The sequence below is a fragment of the Arthrobacter sp. T2-23 genome (assembly GCF_055398325.1).
In genome coordinates, this window is sequence record NZ_AP027917.1 from 154439 (window position 1) to 174736 (window position 20298).

The following is a 20298-nucleotide window of genomic DNA, read 5'->3' on the forward strand; positions in this document are numbered from 1 at the left end:
CCAGTAAGGTAGTTGAGTGACTTTACCGCTGCACATCCCAGACTTCCACGGGTCCACGCCCGCCTCGCTCCGGCTCTTCACGTCCGAGTCGGTGACCGAGGGACACCCCGACAAGATCTGTGACCAGATCAGCGATGCGATCCTCGACGCCCTGCTGACCAAAGACCCGGAGTCCCGCGTCGCCGTGGAAACCCTGGCGACCACCGGACTGGTCCACGTTGCCGGCGAAGTTACCACGGACGCCTACGTTGAGATCCCGCAGATCGTCCGCCAGACCATCCTCGGGATCGGCTACGACTCCTCCGCGAACGGCTTCGACGGCGCCCGCTGCGGGGTCTCGGTTTCCATCGGCCAGCAGTCCAACGACATCGCCGGCGGCGTGTTCAACTCCCTCGAAGCCCGCGAGGGCCGCCAGGAAGACGATTACGACCTCCAGGGCGCCGGCGACCAGGGCCTCATGTTCGGCTACGCCAGCGACGAAACCCCCTCCTACATGCCGGTCCCGATCTGGCTCGCGCACCGGCTGAGCGAGCGCCTCACCGAGGTCCGCAAGTCCGGCCTGCTGGAGTACCTGCGCCCCGACGGCAAGACCCAGGTCACCGTAGGCTACGACGGGGACCGCCCCGTGTCCGTCGAGACCGTCGTGATCTCCAGCCAGCACGCCGAAGGAGCCAGCCTCGACCAGCTCCGGGCCGACCTCGCCGAGCACGTCGTCAACCCGGTCATGGCGCTGTCCAACTTGGACACCTCCCGGTCCCGCAACATCCTCAACCCCGCCGGCGCCTTCGTGATCGGCGGCCCGGTGGGTGACGCCGGCCTGACCGGCCGCAAGATCATCGTTGACACCTACGGCGGCATGGCACGGCACGGCGGCGGCGCCTTCTCCGGCAAGGACCCGTCGAAGGTGGACCGATCGGCTGCCTACGCGATGCGCTGGGTCGCCAAGAACGTGGTGGCAGCCGGCCTCGCGAAGCGCGCCGAGATCCAGATCGCGTACGCGATCGGCCAGGCACGCCCCGTCGGAACCTACGTGGAGACCTTCGGGACCGAAACCGTGGACCCGGCCAGGATCAGCGCCGCCATCGCCGAGATCTTCGACCTGCGCCCGCGCGCCATCATCGACTCGCTCGACCTGAAGCGCCCGATCTACGCCAAGACGGCCGCCCACGGCCACTTCGGCCGCGACGAGCCTGACTTCACCTGGGAACGCCTCGACCGGGTCGACGAGCTGAAGGCATTCTTCAACGCCTGAGGCCCGGCCTCGCGGCTCCAGAGGCTATGAACGCCAGCTTTTGGATGCCAGCTTCTTGAATGTCTTAGCCCTGTGATGTGCTGTAGCCAGGCCGCCGAACGGCGGCCTGGCTACGTGCTTAACGGTCTTGCTCATCGCACTTGTCCGCGACCAGCCGCTGAAGGGAGGCAGGCACCATGACCCCAGCCCGGGGCGGCGCAACAGCGCCGGACGAACCACTGCAGCTCTCCTTGCTGCACGGCTTCCCCGCCTCCGCGGCGGCGGCCGGACCGGCCCTTGCCGCCGAACTGCCGGTTGCCCGGGTGCTGCTGGAGTCATCCCTCCCGCACCTGGACCGGCCGTTCGATTACAGCGTGCCGGCCGAACTGGACGCAGCAGCCCGGCCAGGCGTCCGGGTCAGGGTCAAATTCAGCGGCCAGGAGCTGGGCGGCTACCTCCTCGAACGAGCTGCGGCCTCCGATGCCGGCCACCCCCTGGTGCCGCTGTTCAAGGTCGTGTCCCCGGTGCCGGTGCTCACACCCGCGGTAGCCGAACTGGCCGGACGGGTGGCGGCACGCTACGCCGGGACCGTCAGCGACGTGCTGCGTGTCGCCGTCCCGCCCCGGATGGCGAAACTGGACAAGGAGTTCGCACCTGGCGGGCTGCTGGACCCTGCACTTTTCGCCGCAGACTCCGCCGCCGCGAACGCCGCTCCCGCAGCGCCGGAGGCCCCCGTACCGTCCGGCTGGGCGGAGTACCACAACGGTCCGGCGTTCCTGCAGCACCTCGGAGCGGGGGAGTCACCCCGTGCCGCGCTGAGTGCCCTCCAGGGGTTCGGCCCGGGCGGGTGGCCCCGCATGATTGCCGAAGCCGTTGCCGCTGTCCGCCGCTCCGGCCGGGGCGCCGTCGTCGTGGTCCCCGATTACCGGGACCTTGACCGCGTAGAAGGCGCGCTGCTGGAGCTGCTTCCGGCCGGTGATGTCGCCAGGCTCACCGCCGACGACGGCCCAACCCCCCGGTACCGCAGCTTCCTGCGGGTGCTCAGCGGCGCGGCCGGGGTCGCGGTGGGGACACGCTCCGCCGCGTACGCCCCGGTCCACAAGCTTGGCCTGGTGGTCTGCTGGGACGACGGCGACGACCTGCACATCGAACAGCGGTCCCCGTATGCCCACGCCCGCGAAGTCCTCCTGCTCCGGGCAGCGCACGAAGGGGCCGCCTGCCTCCTCGCGGGCCATGCACGCAGCACCGAGACGCAACGGCTGGTGGAATCCGGCTGGGCCCGCCCGGTCGAGGCGGAACGGACCGTGGCGCGCCGCACCGTGCCGCGCGTCCTCAACACCGCCGACAGTTTCGAGCAGGAGCGAGACCCGCTGGCCCGGATCGCACGGCTGCCCGGCGCCGCCTGGCGGGCCGCGAAGGAAGGCCTGGAGCGCGGCCCCGTCCTCGTCCAGGTCGCCAGGGCCGGCTACGCGCCGTCCCTGGCCTGTGAATGCTGCCGCGAGCCGGCACGGTGCACCGCCTGCAACGGCCCGCTGGCGATTGCCGGGCCCGGCGGCAACGCAGCCGTGCCCGTCTGCCGCTGGTGTTCCGCGGCCGCCCCGGAATGGCGTTGTGTGCACTGCAACGGGGTCCGGCTCCGCCGGGGAGCGACGGGCGCGTTGCGGACCGCGGAGGAACTGGGCCGGGCCTTTCCGGGCAAGCCCGTGGTCACCTCCTCCGGGGACCGTGTCCTGGCCACGGTCCCGGACTCCAAGGCCCTGGTGGTAGCCACGGTCGGGGCGGAGCCGGTTGCGGCCCGGGGGTATGCCGCCGCGCTGCTGCTGGACGGCGACTCGCTGCTGCGCCGCGAAAACCTCCGGGCGGGCGAGGACGCCGTCCGGCGCTGGTTCAACGCCGCAGCCCTGGTTAGGCCCGCGGCCGCGGGCGGCCTGGTGGTCATCACCGCCGAGGACACCGCCGGGGTGGGTGCGCTGCTGCGCTGGGACCCGGCAGGCTACGCCGGGCGGGAGCTCGCCCTGCGGCAGGAGCTCTCGCTGCCGCCCGCGGTCCGTATTGCGTCCGTCACCGGAGGCCGGACCGCCGTCGGGCATTTCACCCACGCCATCGAGGCCGCCCTGGCCAAGCAGCGCATCGTACTCAGGTCCGCCGGACCCGCGCCGCTGCAAGGCATCGGCGGTCCCGGGCCGGCAGCGTCACCGCCGGGCGCAGAGAGGCACGGCGGCGAGGAGGTCCGGACCCTGCTGTTCATTCCCTACGCCCAGGCCGCCGAAGCCACCAGGGCGATGCGCGCGGTCAAGGCCGCGGCGGCCGCCAAACGTACCGACGATCCGGTGCAGCTGCGGCTCGACGGCGTCGACGTCCTCTAACGGGGGCCCTTTCGACGATTCCCTGCGCATTAGACGTCCGTGCGCGTCGAATGGGCGCGGAACCAGCGAAACGGCGGCGCTTAGCGGCGCTTGCGTGCGCGCAGGGCCACGGCCTCCTCGGCGGCGGCCAGCAGGCGCTGCGCGGAGGCGTCCCAGCTGAACTCGGCCGCGCGCTGCACCGCACGGCCCGAACGGTCCTTCCACCGGTCCGGCTCCTCAAGGGCGCGGACGGCCGCGGCAAAGGCCGACGGGGAATCCGGATCCACGTAGCTGACCGCGTCCCCACCGACCTCGCGGAAGATCGGGATATCGCTGGCGATGACCGGCGTGCCGTGCGACATGGCCTCCACCAAGGGCAGGCCGTAGCCTTCCGCCTTGGAAAGGCTGACCAAGGCGGTGGTTCGGGCCAGCAGCTCCTCGTACTCGGCATCCGTCACCCCGTTGTGGAACACAATGTCGGCGCCGGCCGGGGCCAGGGCCTCCAGCTCCGCCCTGCGTTCGGGCGTGATCCGGCTCAGCAGGTGCAGGGTCATGTCCGGGAGCTCCGCCATGCCCCTGACCATGGTTTCCACGTTCTTGTAGGGCATAAAGGAGCCCATGTAGAGCAACGTCTCATCGGCGCCGGCCCCGGGATCCCGCGGCGTGAGCCCCGGCTGCGGGGCGTTGCCGACGATCCGCACCGGCCGCTTCGTCAGGCGGTACTTGGCCATCAGGGCTTCCGTGGTGGAGCTGATGGTGGCGACGACGTCCGCCCGGTTCAGCAAGACCCGCTGCGGCCAGAACGCCGTGTGGTACAGCCGCCACAGCACCCGGACTGGTGCGGGGAGGAACCCGGGAGGTGCCGGGTGTTCGTAGTAGATCAGGTCGTGCAGGGTCAGGACCAGGGCGTATTTCCGGCCCCAGCTGCCCATGGTCTGCATCGGGCACACCACCACGTCGGCCCCCAGCGGATTGACCTTGGCTGCGACGAAGAGCTCGGCCGGTGAGAGCGGGCTGTTGATCAGGGTGTAGGGGACGTCTGGCAGCAGCGCCAGCTGGCGCGTGTCGCTGATCAGCATGGAGACGTCCGCGATCTTGGCGGTCGCGGCAATGAGACTGGCACCGTAGCGGCTGATGCCATCGTGGTGGTCGAGCCTGGTGAAGCGGGCGTCAATGAGGATTTTCACGCGGCGTGGTCCTTCAGGAAGCGTCGGATGAAGCCCGCGGCGGGCGCCGGGGTTTCGTAGTGGATCAGGTGCCCGACGCCGGGAATGACTTCGAGAGTTCCGTCCGGCAGCAGCGGCAACAGCTTGTGCTGGTCCGGGAGGGTCGCGATCTCGTCCTTCTCGCCGGCCACCAGCAGTACGGGCAACGCGAGGCGCGGCGCCACCTCGGCGACGTTGCTGCTGACCGAGGCCTTGAAGGCTTCGAGAAGGCTGTCGCGGTCGGCGAAGGCGGAAAAGTACGCGCTGTGCTGGTCGTGGACGAACTGCCGCACCACCGGGTCCTTGGTCTTGGCCATGGTCTCGCTCATCACCCGGACGATCAGCTGGTTGCGCAGCAGGGCGTTTCCGAGGCGGCGGGGGAGCCGGGCGGCGGCCTCGTAGTACAGCACCGCAGCCTTGGTCATGAGTCCCTTGGGCCCCTCAAGGGCGGGCGCGGCGATGGGGTTGATCAGGATGAGTTCGGCGACCGCGCCGGGGTTGTCGGCCACAAAGTGGCTGGTGACGATTGAACCAAAGGAGTGGCCGAGCAGTACGGTGTCCGGGCCGAGCCCCAGGGCTGCCATGAAGTCCTTGATGAACCTGCCGTAGCCCTCGACGCTGTGGCCGCCGGCGCGGAAGGCGCCGGAGGCCCCGAACCCCGGCAGGTCCGGCATGATCAGGCGCATGTCGGGCAGTTGGTCGACCACGCGGAGCAGGCCGTGGTGATCGCCGCGGAACCCGTGGATCACCAGGATGGTCCGGGTCGCCGCGGTTTCGCGGACCGGCTCGTAGGTCCAGTAGGCGACCCTGGTGCCGCCCAGGTCCACGGCGGAGGCGCTGCTGCGGGACTCGAGTTCGGCGCTAAGCAGGGGAGGTGCGGGGGAGGATTCGGTGGCCACGTGTTCCATTCGATCGGATCCTAAATGACGTCGTCGGGGTTCGAGCCGGTGCGGAAGCCCCGCTCCAGGCCGGCCAGGGCGTCCAGGTCCGCGGTGCCGAGGCTGAAACCGAAGATGTCGTGGTTCTCGCGGATCCGGCTGTAAGAGCTGGCCTTGGGAATGACGACGTTGCCCAGTTCCAGGTGCCAGCGCAGGATGATCTGCGCCGCCGTGCGCCGGTGCGCGGCGGCGAGCTCCAGAACCACCGGGTCCTGCAGCACCTGGCCGCGGCCCAGCGGGCTCCACGCTTCGGTGGTGATGCCGAGCGAGGCGTGCAGGGCCCGCAGTTCGGCCTGCTGCAGCCACGGGTGGAGCTCGATCTGGTTGACTGCGGGCACCACTTCAGCCGTCTGGAGCAGGTGCTCCAGGTGCGCGGGCTGGAAGTTGGACACCCCGACGGCGCGGACCCGGCCTTCGCGGTAAAGCGTTTCGAGGGCGCGGTAGCTCTCGGTGTAGAGCCCGCGCCGGGCGCAGGGCCAGTGGATCAGGTACAGGTCCACGTATTCCAGGCCCAGCTTGGCGATGGAGGTGTCGAAGGCCCGGAGCGTGGCGTCGTAGCCCTGGTCGTCATTCCAGAGCTTCGTGGTCACGAAGAGGTCTTCCCGGGCGAGCGGGGGGTGCAGCTCGCCGGAGCCGCCGGCGGAGCCGTCGAAGGCTGACAGGGCGCCGATCGCCTTCCCGACGCCGGTCTCGTTCCCGTACATGGCAGCCGTGTCGAAGTGCCGGTATCCGGCCTCCAGCGCCATGGTGACGAGCCCGGCGGCGTCGGCGGGTGGAACCTTGTAGAGCCCGAACCCTAGGCGGTCCATCAACACACCGTTGTTCAGCGTCAGCCGGGGGGAAATTCTCATAGCACCGACTCTACCCATTCCGGCGGCCCGGCCGGCGCCGGCCGGCCGTCAGCTCGGGCCTTCGGTACCGACCAGCCGCCGGGCGGTGGCCTCGTCGAGGATCAGGTCCGTGGCCAGGCCGGCGGCCAGCGCCCCGCGCAGCCCGTTGATCTTGGACGCCCCGGACACGACACAGATCCGTCGCCGGACTTGCCGGAGCTGGGCCAGGTCCGGCCCGGTGGAACGCTCGTTGAGGGTGATGCCGTCGGAGGAGCCGTCGGCGCGGAAGAAGACGGTGGCAACGTCCCCCACGACGTCGGAATTGGCCAGGACGTTCAGGTCGTCCTCGTCCAGGTAGCCGCCGGCGTAGACGTGGCTGGGGTAGTCGGCGTCGACCGATCCCACCCCGAAGATTGCGATGCTCATCCGGGACTGCAGCCGCAGGATGCGCTGAACACTGCGTTCATTCCACATGGCTTTCTTGGTGGCCGCGTGGTCAAAGAACGCCGGCACCGGGAACTGTTCCACCCGCGCACCGTAGGCGCTGCCGAAGCGCCGCATGATGTCCGAGGCGTAGGTGATGCCGGTTGTCTGCATGTTTCCCGCCCCGTTGAGCTGGACGATGATGCTGTCGTGGGTGATCTTCCGGGTCAGGTGCCGGCTGACTGCGCTCAACGTGGAGCCCCACGCCACCCCGATGATGGCGTTCGAGTCCACGAGCGGGCCGATGGTGCGTGCAGCCTGCATCGCCACCCGGTCCAGCGTTTCCGCCTCGTTGAGTGTGTCCACCACAGGGACGACGTGCACATCGACCTTGTACTCGGCCCGGATCATGCTCTCGAGTTCGGGGCCGGTGTCGAGCGGGCTGCGGATCTGGACCTGCACCAGGCCGGATTCCCGGGCCGCGGAGAGGAGCCGGGAAACAGTCGAACGGGAGGTGCGGAGCTCACGGGCGATCGCGTCCATGGTCAGGTCCTGGAGGTAATACAGCTGGGCGGCCCGGAGGGCGTCGGACTGGCGGCTGGGCGACATTCCATTTCCAATCTGCACGTTTGTGCATAGTGCTTGACTCCATTTTCCATTAGTCCAAAGAATAGTGTTGAACGGCGACGTGCCAGACGGCGCGCCGCGCAGTACCAAGCCCCAAGGAGCAGTTTTGGGAAACAAGGTTTCATCCGGCCATCCGGCGTCGAACAGCCAGCGCACATCGGTGCAGCAGCTGCGGAACCGGCCGCACGCGCAGGTGCTGATCATCGGCGGCGGAATCAACGGAGTCGGGACCTTCCGTGACCTGGCCCTCCAGGGCGTAGACGTGGCCCTCGTCGAACGGGGCGACTTCTGCCAGGGCGCCAGCGGCGCCTCCTCGCACATGATCCATGGCGGCATCAGGTACCTCGAAAACGGCGAATTCCGCCTCGTCCAGGAGTCCGTGGTCGAACGCAACCGACTCCTGCACATCGCGCCTCACTACGTGAAGCCGCTGCAGACCACCATCCCGATCTTCAGCACGTTCTCGGGCATCCTCGCGGCGCCGCTGCGGTTCCTGACCCACAAGCAGCAGGGCGCACCCAAGGAGCGCGGCGCCTTCCTGATCAAGCTGGGCCTGAGCATGTACGACTTCTTCTCCCGCGACGGCGGCACCGTCCCGCGCCACCAGTTCCGCGGCCGGAAGCGCGCCCTGGCCGAGTTGCCGCGGCTGCACCCGGGCATCAAGTACGCTGCGACCTACTTCGACGCTTCCGTGCACAACCCGGAGCGGCTCACCCTGGACGTCCTCCAGGACGGCGAGAAGGCCGGCGAGGCGAGCGGCAACGGCGCCCGCGCCAGCAACTACCTTTCCCTCGTCTCCATGGACGCGGCGACGGAAGCCGGCGGACGGTCCGGCACGGTCCAGCTCCGTGACGAACTGACCGGCGAGGTCTTCGATTTCAGTGCCGACGTGGTGGTCAACACCACCGGCGCCTGGGTCGACCTGACCAACCAGGCCATGGGCGCCGCCTCGGCCTTTATGGGTGGCACCAAGGGCTCGCACATCGTGCTGGACCACCCGGAGCTGCTTGAGGCCTGCCAGGGCCGGGAGATCTTCTTCGAGCACACGGACGGCAGGATCGTGCTGATCTACCCGATGGGTGACCGCGTCCTGGTCGGCACCACCGACGTCGACGCCGACATGGCCGAGGACGCGGTCTGCACCGAAGCCGAGATTGACTACTTCTTCGACCTCATCGGGCATGTCTTCCCGGACGTGGCGGTGGACAGGGAACAGATCGTGTATACCTTCTCCGGTGTCCGCCCGCTGCCCCGGCACGACGCCACGCAGCCCGGCTTCGTCAGCCGCGACTACCGGATCGAACGCCGCGGCCCGGCCAGAAACGGCCAGCGGAGTGGCGGCGACCGGCAGCAGGCCGACGGCGGCGCCGTCGTGCTCAGTCTGGTGGGCGGAAAGTGGACCACCTTCCGGGCCCTGGCCGAGCACCTCAGCAACGACGTCCTGGCCGAACTCGGCCTGGAACGGAAAGTCTCCACCGCGAAACTCGCCATCGGCGGCGGTGCCGGTTTCCCCGCCACCGAGGACGGCGTCCAGCGCTGGATCAAGGCGCACATGGACGCCGGCCGTGGTGCGGACCGGACAGCGGGCCTGCTGACCCGCTACGGCACGCGCGCGGTGGACGTGATGGCCTACCTCGACGCCGGGCCCGACCGGCTGCTGCACTCCACCCGCGAACTGAGTGTGCGTGAACTGGAGTACATGGCGGAGAACGAACAGATCGGGCACCTGATCGACGTGCTGGTCCGCCGCACCTCGCTCGCGTTCCGCGGGCTGGTGACCGGGGAGCTGCTGAACGAAGCCGCCGAGATCCTGTCCGGCCCGCTGGGCTGGGACACCGCGGCCCGGGCTGCAGAAATCAACCACGCCCAGGAGGTGCTCGAACGGTTCCACGGAGTCCAGGTCCACAGCCTGGTCGCCTGATGCTTGCGTGCCCGGACGGGTTTGTCCGGGCGCAAAGACTGCAGGGTCCCTCGTGGGCCCGGCAGTGGCTGGCCGGCAGCGCGAAACCGCTGCTGGCCCAACGGCCCTTCAAACTCGCGAAGGGCTGACAACAGAAAATAGAGGAGTCAAAGATGTCTCTTGGAATAGTTTTCCTGTCCGAAGTATTCGGCACCGCAATGCTGACCCTGCTGGGTTGCGGCGTTGTGGCCAACGTCGCGCTCAAAGGCACCAAGGGCAACAACGGCGGGTTCCTGATGGTCACCTGGGGATGGGGCATTGCCGTCTTCTGTGGTGTCTTCGTTGCCGCCAAGTCGGGCGCGCACCTGAACCCTGCCGTAACCTTCGGCTTGCTGCTCAACGGCAAGAAGGAGTACGCCCCCGGTGTCGCGGTCGACTTCGGCTCCACCCTGACCTACTTCGGCGGTGAACTGCTCGGTGCGTTCCTGGGCGCCGTCGTGATGTGGCTGGCGCACAAGCAGCACTTCGACGCCGAACCCGAGCCCGCCAGCAAGCTGGGCGTCTTCTCCACCGGACCGGCCATCCGCTCCACCCCGTGGAACCTGATCACCGAAATCATCGGCACCTTTGTCCTCGTCTTCGTCATCCTGACCCTGGGCGGCACGCCCTCAGGGCTTGGCCCGCTGGCCGTGGCGCTGTTGGTTGTCGGCATCGGTGTTTCCCTTGGCGGCCCCACCGGCTACGCCATCAACCCCGCCCGTGACCTTGGCCCGCGCATCGCCCACGCCCTGCTGCCCATCAAGGGCAAGGGCTCCTCGGACTGGAGCTACTCGTGGATCCCGGTGGTCGGACCTCTCGTCGGCGGCGGACTCGCCGGCATTGTCGCTGCAGTAGTGCCGATCATCGCTACCGCCGCCGCTTCCTAGGAATCCCAGCCGTACGCATCAATTTCAACTGCAGGCCCAACCGACAAGGACGTCAGCATGAACCAGTATGTAATCGCCATTGACCAGGGAACCACGAGCACCCGCGCCATCGTGTTCGACCACAGCGGCAATATCGTTTCCTCCGGCCAGATGGAACACGAGCAGATCTTCCCGCAGGCCGGGTGGGTGGAGCACGACCCCGCCGAGATCTGGAACAACACCCGCGAGGTCATCGCCTCCGCACTGTCCAAGGCCAACCTGACCCGCCACGACATTGCCGCCGTCGGCATCACCAACCAGCGTGAAACCGCGGTGGTCTGGGACAAGACCACCGGCAAGGCGGTCTACAACGCAATCGTCTGGCAGGACACCCGGACGCAGCCGATCGTCGACGAGCTCGCCAAGGATGGCGGCCCGGAACGCTTCAAGCAGAAGGTGGGCCTGCCGCTGGCGACCTACTTCTCCGGCACCAAGATCAAGTGGATCCTGGACAACGTCGAGGGCGCCCGCGCCAAGGCGGAATCCGGGGACCTGGTCTTCGGCAACACCGACTGCTGGGTGCTTTGGAACCTCACCGGCGGGACCGACGGCGGCGTCCATGTCACGGACGTCACCAACGCCTCGAGGACCATGTTCATGGACCTCGAGACGCTGTCCTGGGACCAGGAAATCCTGGACGCCTTCGGTGTCCCGGCCTCCATGATGCCTGCCATCAAGTCCTCCTCCGAGGTCTACGGCACGGTCCACACGTCCCAGCTGCTGCGCGAGGTGCCGGTTGCCGGCATCCTCGGCGACCAGCAGGCGGCGACGTTCGGCCAGGCCGCCTTCGACGCCGGCGAGGCCAAGAACACCTACGGCACCGGCTGTTTCCTAATCTTCAATACCGGTGAGGAGATCGTCCACTCCAAGAACGGCCTGCTGACGACTGTCGGCTACAAGCTGGGCGACGCCAAGCCGCACTACGCCCTGGAAGGCTCCATCGCCGTCACCGGCTCGCTGGTGCAGTGGTTGCGCGACAACCTCGGCATGATCGGCAGTGCCCCGGAAGTGGAGACCCTGGCTGCTGCGGTCGAGGACAACGGCGGCGTCTATATCGTGCCGGCGTTCTCCGGCCTCTTCGCTCCGTACTGGCGTTCCGACGCCCGCGGCGCGATTGTCGGCCTGACCCGGTTCGTGAACAAGAACCACATTGCCCGCGCGGCGCTGGAGGCCACCGCCTTCCAGACCCGCGAGGTGCTCGACGCGGTCAACGCCGACTCCGGGGTGCCCCTGACGGAGCTCAAGGTCGACGGCGGCATGGTTGCCAACGATGCGCTGATGCAGTTCCAGGCCGACATCCTGGGTGTCCCGGTGATCCGGCCGAAGGTGGTCGAGACGACCTCGCTGGGCGCCGCCTACGCAGCCGGACTCGCCGTCGGCTTCTGGAAGGACCTGGGCGAATGCTCCGCCAACTGGGCCGAGGACAAGCGCTGGGAGCCGAAGATGGACCAGGCCGAACGCGAGCGCCAGATGCGTCTCTGGAAGAAGGCCGTCACCAAGTCCATGGACTGGGTCGACGAGGACGTGAAGTAGCCTTCACCCCGGGCGGTCAGCCGCACCGCGGAAGAGCTCCGGTCAGCCAGGCTGACCGGAGCTCTTCTGTGTGGGACGGGGCCACAGGCCGCGCCGGGGGCGGTCCCGCGCCCGTCAGGAGCCGGAACGCGGATACGCCACCACGGCGCGCGGCGTCTTGGCGTAGACGTCCTCGCTGACGGTGTAGCCGCGCCGGTCCAGTTTGAGCGCTTCGGCGTTCACGTGCTCCAGTTCGGAACGGTTCAGCTTCTTGATCTTGGCGAGGTCCATGAACTCCCGGCTGTCGCCGCCGGAAGCCGTGACCTTCACCAGACCGGTGCCTGGCGAGTAGTACTTCCGCTGATGGCCCGCGCTGGGCGGATCCAGCGGGTTGAACTCGTCGATCACCATCACATCGTTGTAGCAGCCCGTCGGGACGCAGACCCGCAGGTTCTTGTACAGCACGTCCCCGCAGTCCAGGAAGTCCACCTTGGGTGCGTAAGCCTGCACGTAGGCGGGGGTGTTCCGGTGCGGTTCGGCTTGCATGGCGATTCCTGCCCGTGCCCTGTCGATGCCGCTGATGAAGGTGCTCGGCGCACCGATGAGTTTTCCGTTCTCGTATACCTCGGGGTACTCGCCGAACAGCCAGACATCACCCTTGTCCGACTGGGCAAAGAAGGCGAGTTCGGACTCGGTGAGCACCCCGTCGGAGTAGTCCCGGTCCCACATCACGAGGGTTTTGACGCCGTCGATCACCTTGGTCAGGCCGGTGACGGTGTGGACCACCGAGTGGGCACGGGTGCCATCGGCGTCCGTGACCCTTCCGGCCGTCGTGAACTGCATGCCGGGCGTCAACGGGAACCACTTGTTGTCGATCCGCGGTGACGACGGATAGTCATCCCGGTCAAACCGGATCGCCGACCCTGGCCCGCAGAGCTCCTGGCGCGACGGCGCGGCGGCGGCCGCCGGCACCGACGTCGCGGTGAACGTCGCCAGCACCAGCAGGGCCGCCGAACCGTAGGCGGTGAACCGCCTTCGTCGCTGAAACATGAAACACACCTCTCTTTGGGGTTGTTTGCCGCGGCTAGCCAGCGGTGGCCGGCCGGGCCGCATGGTTCCCGTGCTCGCGTTCCGCGCGGCCCTTGGCGAACCGGAGGTAGAGCGAGGGGACGATGAACAGGTTCACCAGTGTCGAGGTGACCAGGCCGCCGAGGATGACGACGGCCATGGGGTGCTCGATCTCATGCCCCGGAATGTTGCCCATGACCACCAGCGGCACGAGGGCCAGGGCGGTGGCCAGGGTGGTCATCAGGATCGGGGACAACCGTTCGGCCTCCCCGCGGAGCACCAGTCCGGGGCCGAACCGCACGCCTTCGAACTGTTCGAGGTGCTGGCAGTGGTTGATGAGCAGGATGCCGTTGCGGGCGGCAATGCCCATCACGGTGAGGAAACCGACCAACGAGCCCAAGGACAGGATCCCACCGCTGAGGTGCGCGGCCAGGACACCGCCCACGAGCGCCGCCGGCAGGGTCAGGATGACCAGGGTCGCCAGCCGCCAGCTGCGGAATGCCGCCTGGAGCAGCAGGAAGATCACCGCGATTGCGCCTACCGCGAAGACAAGCAGGCGCTGTGAGGCCGCCTGCCGTTCCGCGTACTCGCCGAGGACGTCGGCGTGGTAGCCGGTGGGGAACTCCAGCGTCTCCAGGTTGCCCTTGAGTTCCTCCACGACTTTCACCAGGTCGCCTTCCTTGACGTTGGCGCTGACGTCGAGCCGGCGCGAGCCTTCCGAACGCTCAATAACGTTCGGGGTCGGCTTGACCGAGATCTTGGCCACGTCGGCCAGCTTGATTCGCTGCCCGCTCGGCGTGTCCATCTGAAGGTTCTCGATGCTGGTGACGCTGGTGCGCGTCTCCGGCGGGCTCCAGACCTGCACGTCGTACGCCTTCCCGTCGCGGTACACGTCGCCGACCTCCTCGCCGGCAACCAGCGTGGCCGCGGCCCGCCGCACGTCGCCGGGCTTGAGGCCATACTGGCTGGCCGCGGCCAGGTTCACCTCGACGTCGATCTGCGGCACGTCCACCTGCAGGGCAATCTTCGCGCCGATGGCGCCTTCGATGCCGCCGAGGATCTTCTTGACCTTGTCCGCCTCCTTCCGGAGGACCGCGAGGTCATCGCCGTACACGCGGACAACAATGGCGTAGCCGGTGCCCGTGAGCACTTCCCTGACGCGTTCCTTGAGGTAGGTCTGGACGTCCCGGTGGATGCCGGGGTAGCCGTCGACCAGTTCCTGGACCGAGGCCAGGGTCTTGTCGTAGTTCGCCGCGGGATCGATGCTGATCCAGTTTTCGCCGAAGTTGACGCCGACCACCTCGTCCGCAGCAAACGCCTGACCGATGTGGGATCCGCAGTTGCGCACCCCGGGCACCGTCATCAGCTCCTTGCAGGCCAGCTGGCTGACCCGGACCTCCTCGGCATTGGATGTGCCCGGCTGGGTGACCCAGTGCATCAGGAAGTCGCGTTCCTTGAAGGACGGCAGCAGCGACTGGCCCAGAAGGGGTGCGGCCACAATGCCCACCACACCAAGAGCGGCCAGCGACAGGTAGCCCGGGAGCGGGCGGCGGACCATCGGCCGCAGCCCGGCGCCGTACCAGCGCTTAAGGACCCGGACCAGGGGCGGGTCGCGGTCCTCGAGCTTCGCGTTGCGCAGGAAGATGTAGGCCATGGCCGGGGTAACGGTCAGGGCCACCAGCATGGACGCGAACACTGCCAGGGTGTAGGAGATGGCCAGCGGCCGGAAGAAGGATCCGGTCAGGCCGTCCAGGTAGAAGATCGGCACGGTGGCGGCCACGATGATCAGGGTCGCGTAGACGATCGGGCCGCGGACCTCCAGGGAGGCGTTGACCACCACCCGCGCTGCGCTGTCGGTGCCGCCGGCCGCCCGGTGCCGGCGGAGCCGGCGGACGATGTTTTCGACGTCGATAATGGCATCGTCCACCACCACCCCGACGGCGATCACCAATCCCGCAAGCACCATCGTGTTGACTGTTCCTCCTGTCCAGTAGAGGACGAGGGCCGCCGTCAGCAGCGAGAGCGGGATCGCCGCGACACTGACCAGGGCGGTGCGCCACTGGAACAGGAACACGCTGAGCACCAAAATCACCAGCAGGCAGCCCAGGAGCAGTGCCACGCTGAGGTTGCCCAGCGACTCCTCAATGAAGGTCGCCGGCCGGAACAAGGTGGTGTCCACCGCGATGCCGGTCAGCCCCGGCTGGAGCTGTTTCAGGGCCTCCTCGACGCCGCGGGTGACCTCCAGGGTGTTGCCCCACGGCAGCTTCTCCACGATCAGCATCAGGCCCGGGCCGCCGTTGATGACGGCGTCGCCGATCAGCTGCTGGTGATCCTCGAGTACGGTGGCGACGTCGGCGAGCCGCAACGGCTCCTGACCCTCACGCTGCTCCAGCGCAACCTGGGCCAGCTGCTGCGGACCGGTGATCGGCTGGACGTGGCGGATGCTCATGGTCTGGCTCGGCGTCTCGAGGGCGCCCCCGGTGCCGATCAAGGCGCCGGGGGAGTACTTCAGCAATCCGGCGTCCAAGGCGTCCGAGGTGGAATTCATCACGTTTTCCAGCGTGACGTTGTTGGCAGCCAGCTTCGCCGGATCCACCTGGACCTGCAGCATCTGGAGGCGTTCGCCCCAGATTGCCACGTTGGCCACGCCCGGCACCCGCAGCAGGTGGGCCCGGATGTTCCAATAGGAGATCATCGACATTTCGATCAGGGAACGGGTCTCCGAGGACAACCCGATCTTCATGACGCGGCTCGTCGAGGACAGCGGCTGGAGCATCACCGGTGGTGCGGCCCAGGTGGGCAGTGTCGGGATGACCGTCGCCATCCGCTCGGACACCATCTGCCGGGCGTTCAGGACGTCGGTCCCGGGCTTGAACTCGAGCACGATGGAGGAGAGCTGCGACACCGACTTGGACCGCATGTGGTCGAGGCCGTCGATGCCGTTGAACGCCTCCTCCATCGGAACAGAGACGAGTTCCTCGACCTCGGACGCCGTCAGGCCCAGGCAGGCGGTCTGCACCTCGACCTTGGGCGGCGCGAATTCGGGGAACACATCCACCGAGGCTGTGCTGAGCTGGGCACTGCCTACGATCATCAAGGCAGCGGCCATCGCAACAATGATGGACCGGAACCTTAGGCTCGTCGCAATGATCCGGCGCATGTCAATGCGCCGTATCAAACTCTGCGCCGAACAGTTCCGCCGCCCCGACGGTGACGATTGCGGTGCCGGCCGGAGGGCCCGCCGTGGCCGTCACGACGCCCGCCTCCACCTTGGCGACCGTGACTGCCTGGCGCTGGTAGACGCGTTCCTCCGGGTTCGTGTACACCCAGGTTTTGCCGTTCGCGTCGTACAGCAGGGACGCGTACGGGAACAGTACCTCTGTGCCGGTGGCCCCCGGTTTGACCGTGTCAGTCTTCAGCTGGAGCCGCTGGACGGCGCGGGCGTTGAGAGTGATCTTGGCGATGCCGGTGGAGGCGTTCTTCTCCACCTTGGCCGGGTCATTGGCCAGTTGGACGGAGGAGCTGCTGGCCGCCGGAGTCGCCGCGCAGGCAGGCAGGGAACTCAGGAGTGCTGCACAGACAGCGGCCGCCAGGGGCAGGCGCCGGAGGGGCTTTTGGCTGGTCATTTTACTTCCACCTTTTCCTGCAATACCGGAACTTCGGATTCGTTGACGGATTCCCACTCCTCGGGCCCTTCCTTCGGGCCGAACCAGAACATCAGCAGCGGGAACACAAAAAGCGAGCACAGCGTCGAGGTGACGAGGCCGCCGACGATGATCAGCAGCATTGGACCAAGAACGGTCTGGCCGATGACGCCGCCGAAGACGGCCGGCGGGATCAGCACGAGCGCGGTGACCAGGGCGGTCTTCAGGACGGGCGAGATCCGTTCGCGTGCAGCCGCCATGACGACCGTCGCCCGGGAAGCCGCTGGATCTTCGCGCCACAGTTCGTCGCAGCGTGTCGAGAGCAGTGCCGCGTTCCGGGCCGTGATGGCCAGCACCGCCGCGAAGGCTGTCAGCACGATCTGCGAGTTCACCGCTCCGAACAACCACGCCGCCACGGTGCCGCCGGCCAGTGCCCCCGGCAGCGACAGGAAAACCGCGAGCGCGAGCTTCCAGCTCCGCAGGGCCGTCTGCAGGAGGATCAGCACGGCCAGGAAGGCCGCGATCGCCAGTCCCGCCACCAGGGCGTCGGCCGCCTGGTTCTCGCTGAACTTAGCGGGAATCTCGGCGTGGTACTCGAGCGGGAAGTTGATCTTCCTTACGGCGTCGTTGATGTCCCGCTGGACGTCCGCCAGGGGGCGGCCGCCGACGTCCGCGACGACGTCGATCCGGCGGGAGGTGTCATCGTGCAGGATCACCACCTCGTTGGGAACGAGCCGTACCGCGGCGATCTCGCCGAGCGTGACGTGGCCGCCGCCGGGCGTGTCCAGCAGCAGTTCTCGTACGCTGGTCAGGTCGTCCCTGACGTCGACAGCGCCCCGGACCACAACCTCGAAGACCTTCTGCTGTTCGAAGAGGTTGCCGACGACGATGCCCTGCATCAGGGCCGCCGCGGCCCGCCGTGCGTCACCTGGTTTGATCCCGACCTTCTGGGCGGCCTCCAGGTTGACTTCGACCTCCACGATGGGTGTCTTGGGCGTTGAATAGATCCTCGGGTTACCCACGCCGCTGATGCCGGAGATGGCCTTTCGAACTTCCTCGGCCTTCTGCTGCAGCACGGTCATGTCCGTGCCGTAGACGCGGACCGCGAAGCCCGGGTCCAGCGTGGTGCGGAGATCACCGATCTGCTGCTGTGAGTAGTTGACGACGTTATTGGCGATGCCCGGGTAGCCTTTGACGACTTCGCGGACGGCGCTCTCGGTCGCGGCATAATCCGCGTCCGGTGCGATGGACACCCACAGTTCCGCGGAACTGTTGCCCACCACCTGGTCCGAGGCGATCGCGCGGCCGACGTGCCCGCCGACGCCGGAAACGCCAGGCACCGTCCGCAGTTCGTCCGAGGCGCGCGCTGCTATGCGGGTGACCTCCTCGTTGGAGGTGCCGGCCATGGCGTCCCACTGGACCAGCAGGGTCCGGTCCGGGAGGGTGGGAACCACCGGCCGGTTGCCGATCAACTGGGATGCGGCTGCCAGGCCCAGCACGCCGACGACGGCGACGGCGGCAACGCCGAGCGCCTTGCGGGAGCGGGCTGCTGTCAGCGTGTGCTGGTAGGACGCCCGGGCCCGGTTGAAGGCGGACGATTGCCGCCGGAACGAGGTGTCGCGCGGCAGCAGCATGTGCACCAGCACCGGCGTGACGGCGAGGCCCACAATGAGCGAGGCGAGCAGCGCCAGCAGCAGGGTCCAGATCAGCGGCCGGAAGAACGCACCGCCGATCCCGGTGGCAAACAGCAACGGCACCAGGGGGATCAGCATAACCAGCGAGGCGTGGAACAGAGCGGTGCGGACGCTGTGGACGGCGTGCCCGATCCGGGACCGGAAGTCGGCGGCGGGGTCTGACACATCGTGTGCGGCCCGGCGCCGCCGTTGGGCCTGGACGTCTTCGACGACGTCGCCCACCATCAGCGAGACCGCCAGGAAGATGCCGACCAGGACAGCCACGTTCAAGGTGGCCCCTTGCACCTGGAGGACCACGGCCGCCGTCGTCACCGAGGTGGCCAGGGCGACCAGGCCGATGACCGCGACCCGCCAGGACCGGAACAGCAGCCAGAACAGCGCCACCGCGATCAGCAGGCTGAACAGCAGTGCGAGGGCGAGGCCGTCCACGGAGTCCTGCAGTGCTGCGGCCGGCCGGAACACCGAGGTGTCCATCTGGACTCCGGCGAGGCCGGGTTCGAGGTCTTTCAGCGCTGCTTCAATGTCTTTGGTGACTTCGAGCGCGCTGGTTCCCGGGAACTTCTCGACGACCAGCAGCAGGCCCGGGTCCTGTCCGACGACGGCGTCGCCGATTAGCGGCTGGTGGTCCTCCCGGACCTTCGCGACGTCCCCCAGGAGCAACCGTGGGTTGGTGTCCTCCACGGCAACCTTGGAAAGGTCAGCCGGAGTGCGGATGGGAAGGACATGCTGGATTCCCAGCCGCTGGCTGGGGGATTCGACGAAGCCGCCGGTTCCCGGGGCGGAGGCTTCCAGGAAGCTCAGCGGCGAGACCCAGACGGCATTGCCGGTGGACTTGATCACCTGCTCCAGGGTGATGCCCTTCTCCTGCAGCTGCGTGGGGGTGACCTCCACCTGGAGCTGCTGTTCACGCTGGCCCCAGATGGCCACGTTCGCCACGCCCGGGATGCCGATCAGGCGCGGCTTGATCTTCCACCTCGCCAGGACGGACATTTCGATTCCGGAGAGCTGTTTGGAGCTCATCCGGACCATCATGACGCGGCTGGTCGATGACATGGGCTGCATGATCAGGGGCGGCGAGGACACATTCGGCAACGCATGTGCCTGGGTCATCCGTTCCGCCACCAGCTGGCGGGCCCGGAGCAGGTCGGTGCCCGGCCGGAAGACCAGCTCGATGGAGGACAGGCCGGGAACCGATTTCGAGCGGATTTCGTCCAGCCAGGCCACCCCGTTGAGGAGGTCGGCTTCCATCGGCGAGGTGATGAGCTGTTCGACTTCAGCAGCGGAGAGGCCCAGGGCCTCGGTCTGGATCTCGACCTGCGCGGGGGCGAACTCTGGCATGCTGTCCACGGCCATGTGGGGCACGTTCACAACGCCGAAGCTGACGAGTCCGGCCGCGAGCGCCAGAACCAGGATGCGGAATTGCATACTGAACCGGGTTATCCAGCCGAACATGGCTAGACCTTTTCCGGGCTGCTGCCGGCGGCGTGCGGGCGCGCTGGCAGCTGGGTGAATTGTTGCAGGGCAGAATCACGCAAACGATACATAACAGGCTCCTCAACCCGAGACCATTTACGAATCCCCCCCGAGATCTTGAGTGCATAGTGTCCCTGTTGGAAATTTTTAGCAAGCTCCCAGCTTTTTCCCCGCTGGGGGGCGGAAAACCCCTGTAATATGCGCCAGTGTTTTGCTGGAGAGTAGGGTGCGGATCGGCCGTAAATTTACCTGTCGAGGGGCCGGTGAATACTTATACAGAGGCGCCAAACTACTTGGATTTGAATTTGTTTTACTTACGGCGAATTTGCTTTCTACGGGACGCCGGCGGGCCGATATTGGCGTAAGTACAGACGCCAATTCATAAAGAATATGTAACAATTTGGTATCGGTGGCGCCGTTGGTGCGGATCGGACCGGGGCCGG

General features: G+C 67.6%; 13 protein-coding genes. 5 read left to right on the plus strand and 8 right to left on the minus strand.

The genetic code is table 11. The features are described from left to right. Nucleotides 1–16 precede the first annotated feature (16 nt). Both metK and ACZ5Z0_RS00770 read left to right on the plus strand, forming a co-directional pair. A complete protein-coding gene (gene metK / locus ACZ5Z0_RS00765; RefSeq protein WP_464109458.1) occupies nucleotides 17–1252 on the plus strand; it encodes a methionine adenosyltransferase in 1236 nt (411 codons plus the stop codon). 176 nt (nucleotides 1253–1428) lie between these two features. Then, nucleotides 1429–3597, plus strand: coding sequence for a primosomal protein N' (locus ACZ5Z0_RS00770; RefSeq protein WP_464109459.1), 2169 nt, complete (start codon nucleotides 1429–1431; stop codon nucleotides 3595–3597). Between the two features lie 80 nt (nucleotides 3598–3677). Here ACZ5Z0_RS00770 and ACZ5Z0_RS00775 read toward each other — a convergent pair whose 3' ends face one another. The 4 genes from ACZ5Z0_RS00775 to ACZ5Z0_RS00790 are packed head-to-tail and all read right to left on the minus strand — an operon-like array spanning nucleotide 3678 to nucleotide 7581. After that, entirely contained in the window at nucleotides 3678–4763 is a 1086-nt protein-coding gene (locus ACZ5Z0_RS00775) for a glycosyltransferase family 4 protein (protein WP_464109460.1), read from the minus strand. Then, nucleotides 4760–5689 carry an alpha/beta fold hydrolase gene (locus ACZ5Z0_RS00780; RefSeq protein ID WP_464109461.1) on the minus strand — a complete coding sequence of 310 codons (930 nt, stop codon included), beginning with the start codon at nucleotides 5687–5689 and terminating at the stop codon, nucleotides 4760–4762. The genes ACZ5Z0_RS00775 and ACZ5Z0_RS00780 overlap by 4 nt, the downstream gene beginning before the upstream one ends. An 11-nt stretch (nucleotides 5690–5700) precedes the next feature. Further along, on the minus strand, nucleotides 5701–6570 hold the full coding sequence (locus tag ACZ5Z0_RS00785; protein ID WP_464109462.1) for an aldo/keto reductase: 870 nt from the start codon (nucleotides 6568–6570) through the stop codon (nucleotides 5701–5703). A 48-nt stretch (nucleotides 6571–6618) separates the two neighbouring features. Next, on the minus strand, nucleotides 6619–7581 hold the full coding sequence (locus ACZ5Z0_RS00790) for a sugar-binding transcriptional regulator (RefSeq protein ID WP_464109463.1): 963 nt from the start codon (nucleotides 7579–7581) through the stop codon (nucleotides 6619–6621). Nucleotides 7582–7705: 124 nt separating this feature from the next. On the opposite strand from ACZ5Z0_RS00790, the gene ACZ5Z0_RS00795 reads away from it, so the two are divergent. From ACZ5Z0_RS00795 to glpK, 3 genes are all read left to right on the plus strand, one after another. Next, a complete protein-coding gene (locus ACZ5Z0_RS00795; RefSeq protein ID WP_464109464.1) occupies nucleotides 7706–9520 on the plus strand; it encodes a glycerol-3-phosphate dehydrogenase/oxidase in 1815 nt (604 codons plus the stop codon). A gap of 152 nt (nucleotides 9521–9672) precedes the next feature. After that, a complete protein-coding gene (locus ACZ5Z0_RS00800; RefSeq protein WP_464109465.1) occupies nucleotides 9673–10425 on the plus strand; it encodes an MIP/aquaporin family protein in 753 nt (250 codons plus the stop codon). A gap of 57 nt (nucleotides 10426–10482) precedes the next feature. Then, nucleotides 10483–11997, plus strand: coding sequence for a glycerol kinase GlpK (glpK, locus tag ACZ5Z0_RS00805; RefSeq protein ID WP_464109466.1), 1515 nt, complete (start codon nucleotides 10483–10485; stop codon nucleotides 11995–11997). 114 nt (nucleotides 11998–12111) lie between these two features. On the opposite strand, the gene ACZ5Z0_RS00810 is transcribed toward glpK, so the two are convergent. From ACZ5Z0_RS00810 to ACZ5Z0_RS00825, 4 genes are read right to left on the minus strand one after another with little or no spacing between them, the layout of a single operon-like run. After that, on the minus strand, nucleotides 12112–13026 hold the full coding sequence (locus ACZ5Z0_RS00810) for a hypothetical protein (RefSeq protein ID WP_464109467.1): 915 nt from the start codon (nucleotides 13024–13026) through the stop codon (nucleotides 12112–12114). Nucleotides 13027–13060: 34 nt separating this feature from the next. Continuing rightward, nucleotides 13061–16204 carry an efflux RND transporter permease subunit gene (locus tag ACZ5Z0_RS00815; protein WP_464109468.1) on the minus strand — a complete coding sequence of 1048 codons (3144 nt, stop codon included), beginning with the start codon at nucleotides 16202–16204 and terminating at the stop codon, nucleotides 13061–13063. Between the two features lies 1 nt (nucleotide 16205). Beyond that, nucleotides 16206–16670 carry a hypothetical protein gene (locus ACZ5Z0_RS00820; RefSeq protein WP_464109469.1) on the minus strand — a complete coding sequence of 155 codons (465 nt, stop codon included), beginning with the start codon at nucleotides 16668–16670 and terminating at the stop codon, nucleotides 16206–16208. Further along, on the minus strand, nucleotides 16667–19807 hold the full coding sequence (locus ACZ5Z0_RS00825) for an efflux RND transporter permease subunit (RefSeq protein WP_464109470.1): 3141 nt from the start codon (nucleotides 19805–19807) through the stop codon (nucleotides 16667–16669). Before ACZ5Z0_RS00825 ends, ACZ5Z0_RS00820 begins: the two co-directional genes overlap by 4 nt. Nucleotides 19808–20298: the final 491 nt, after the last annotated feature.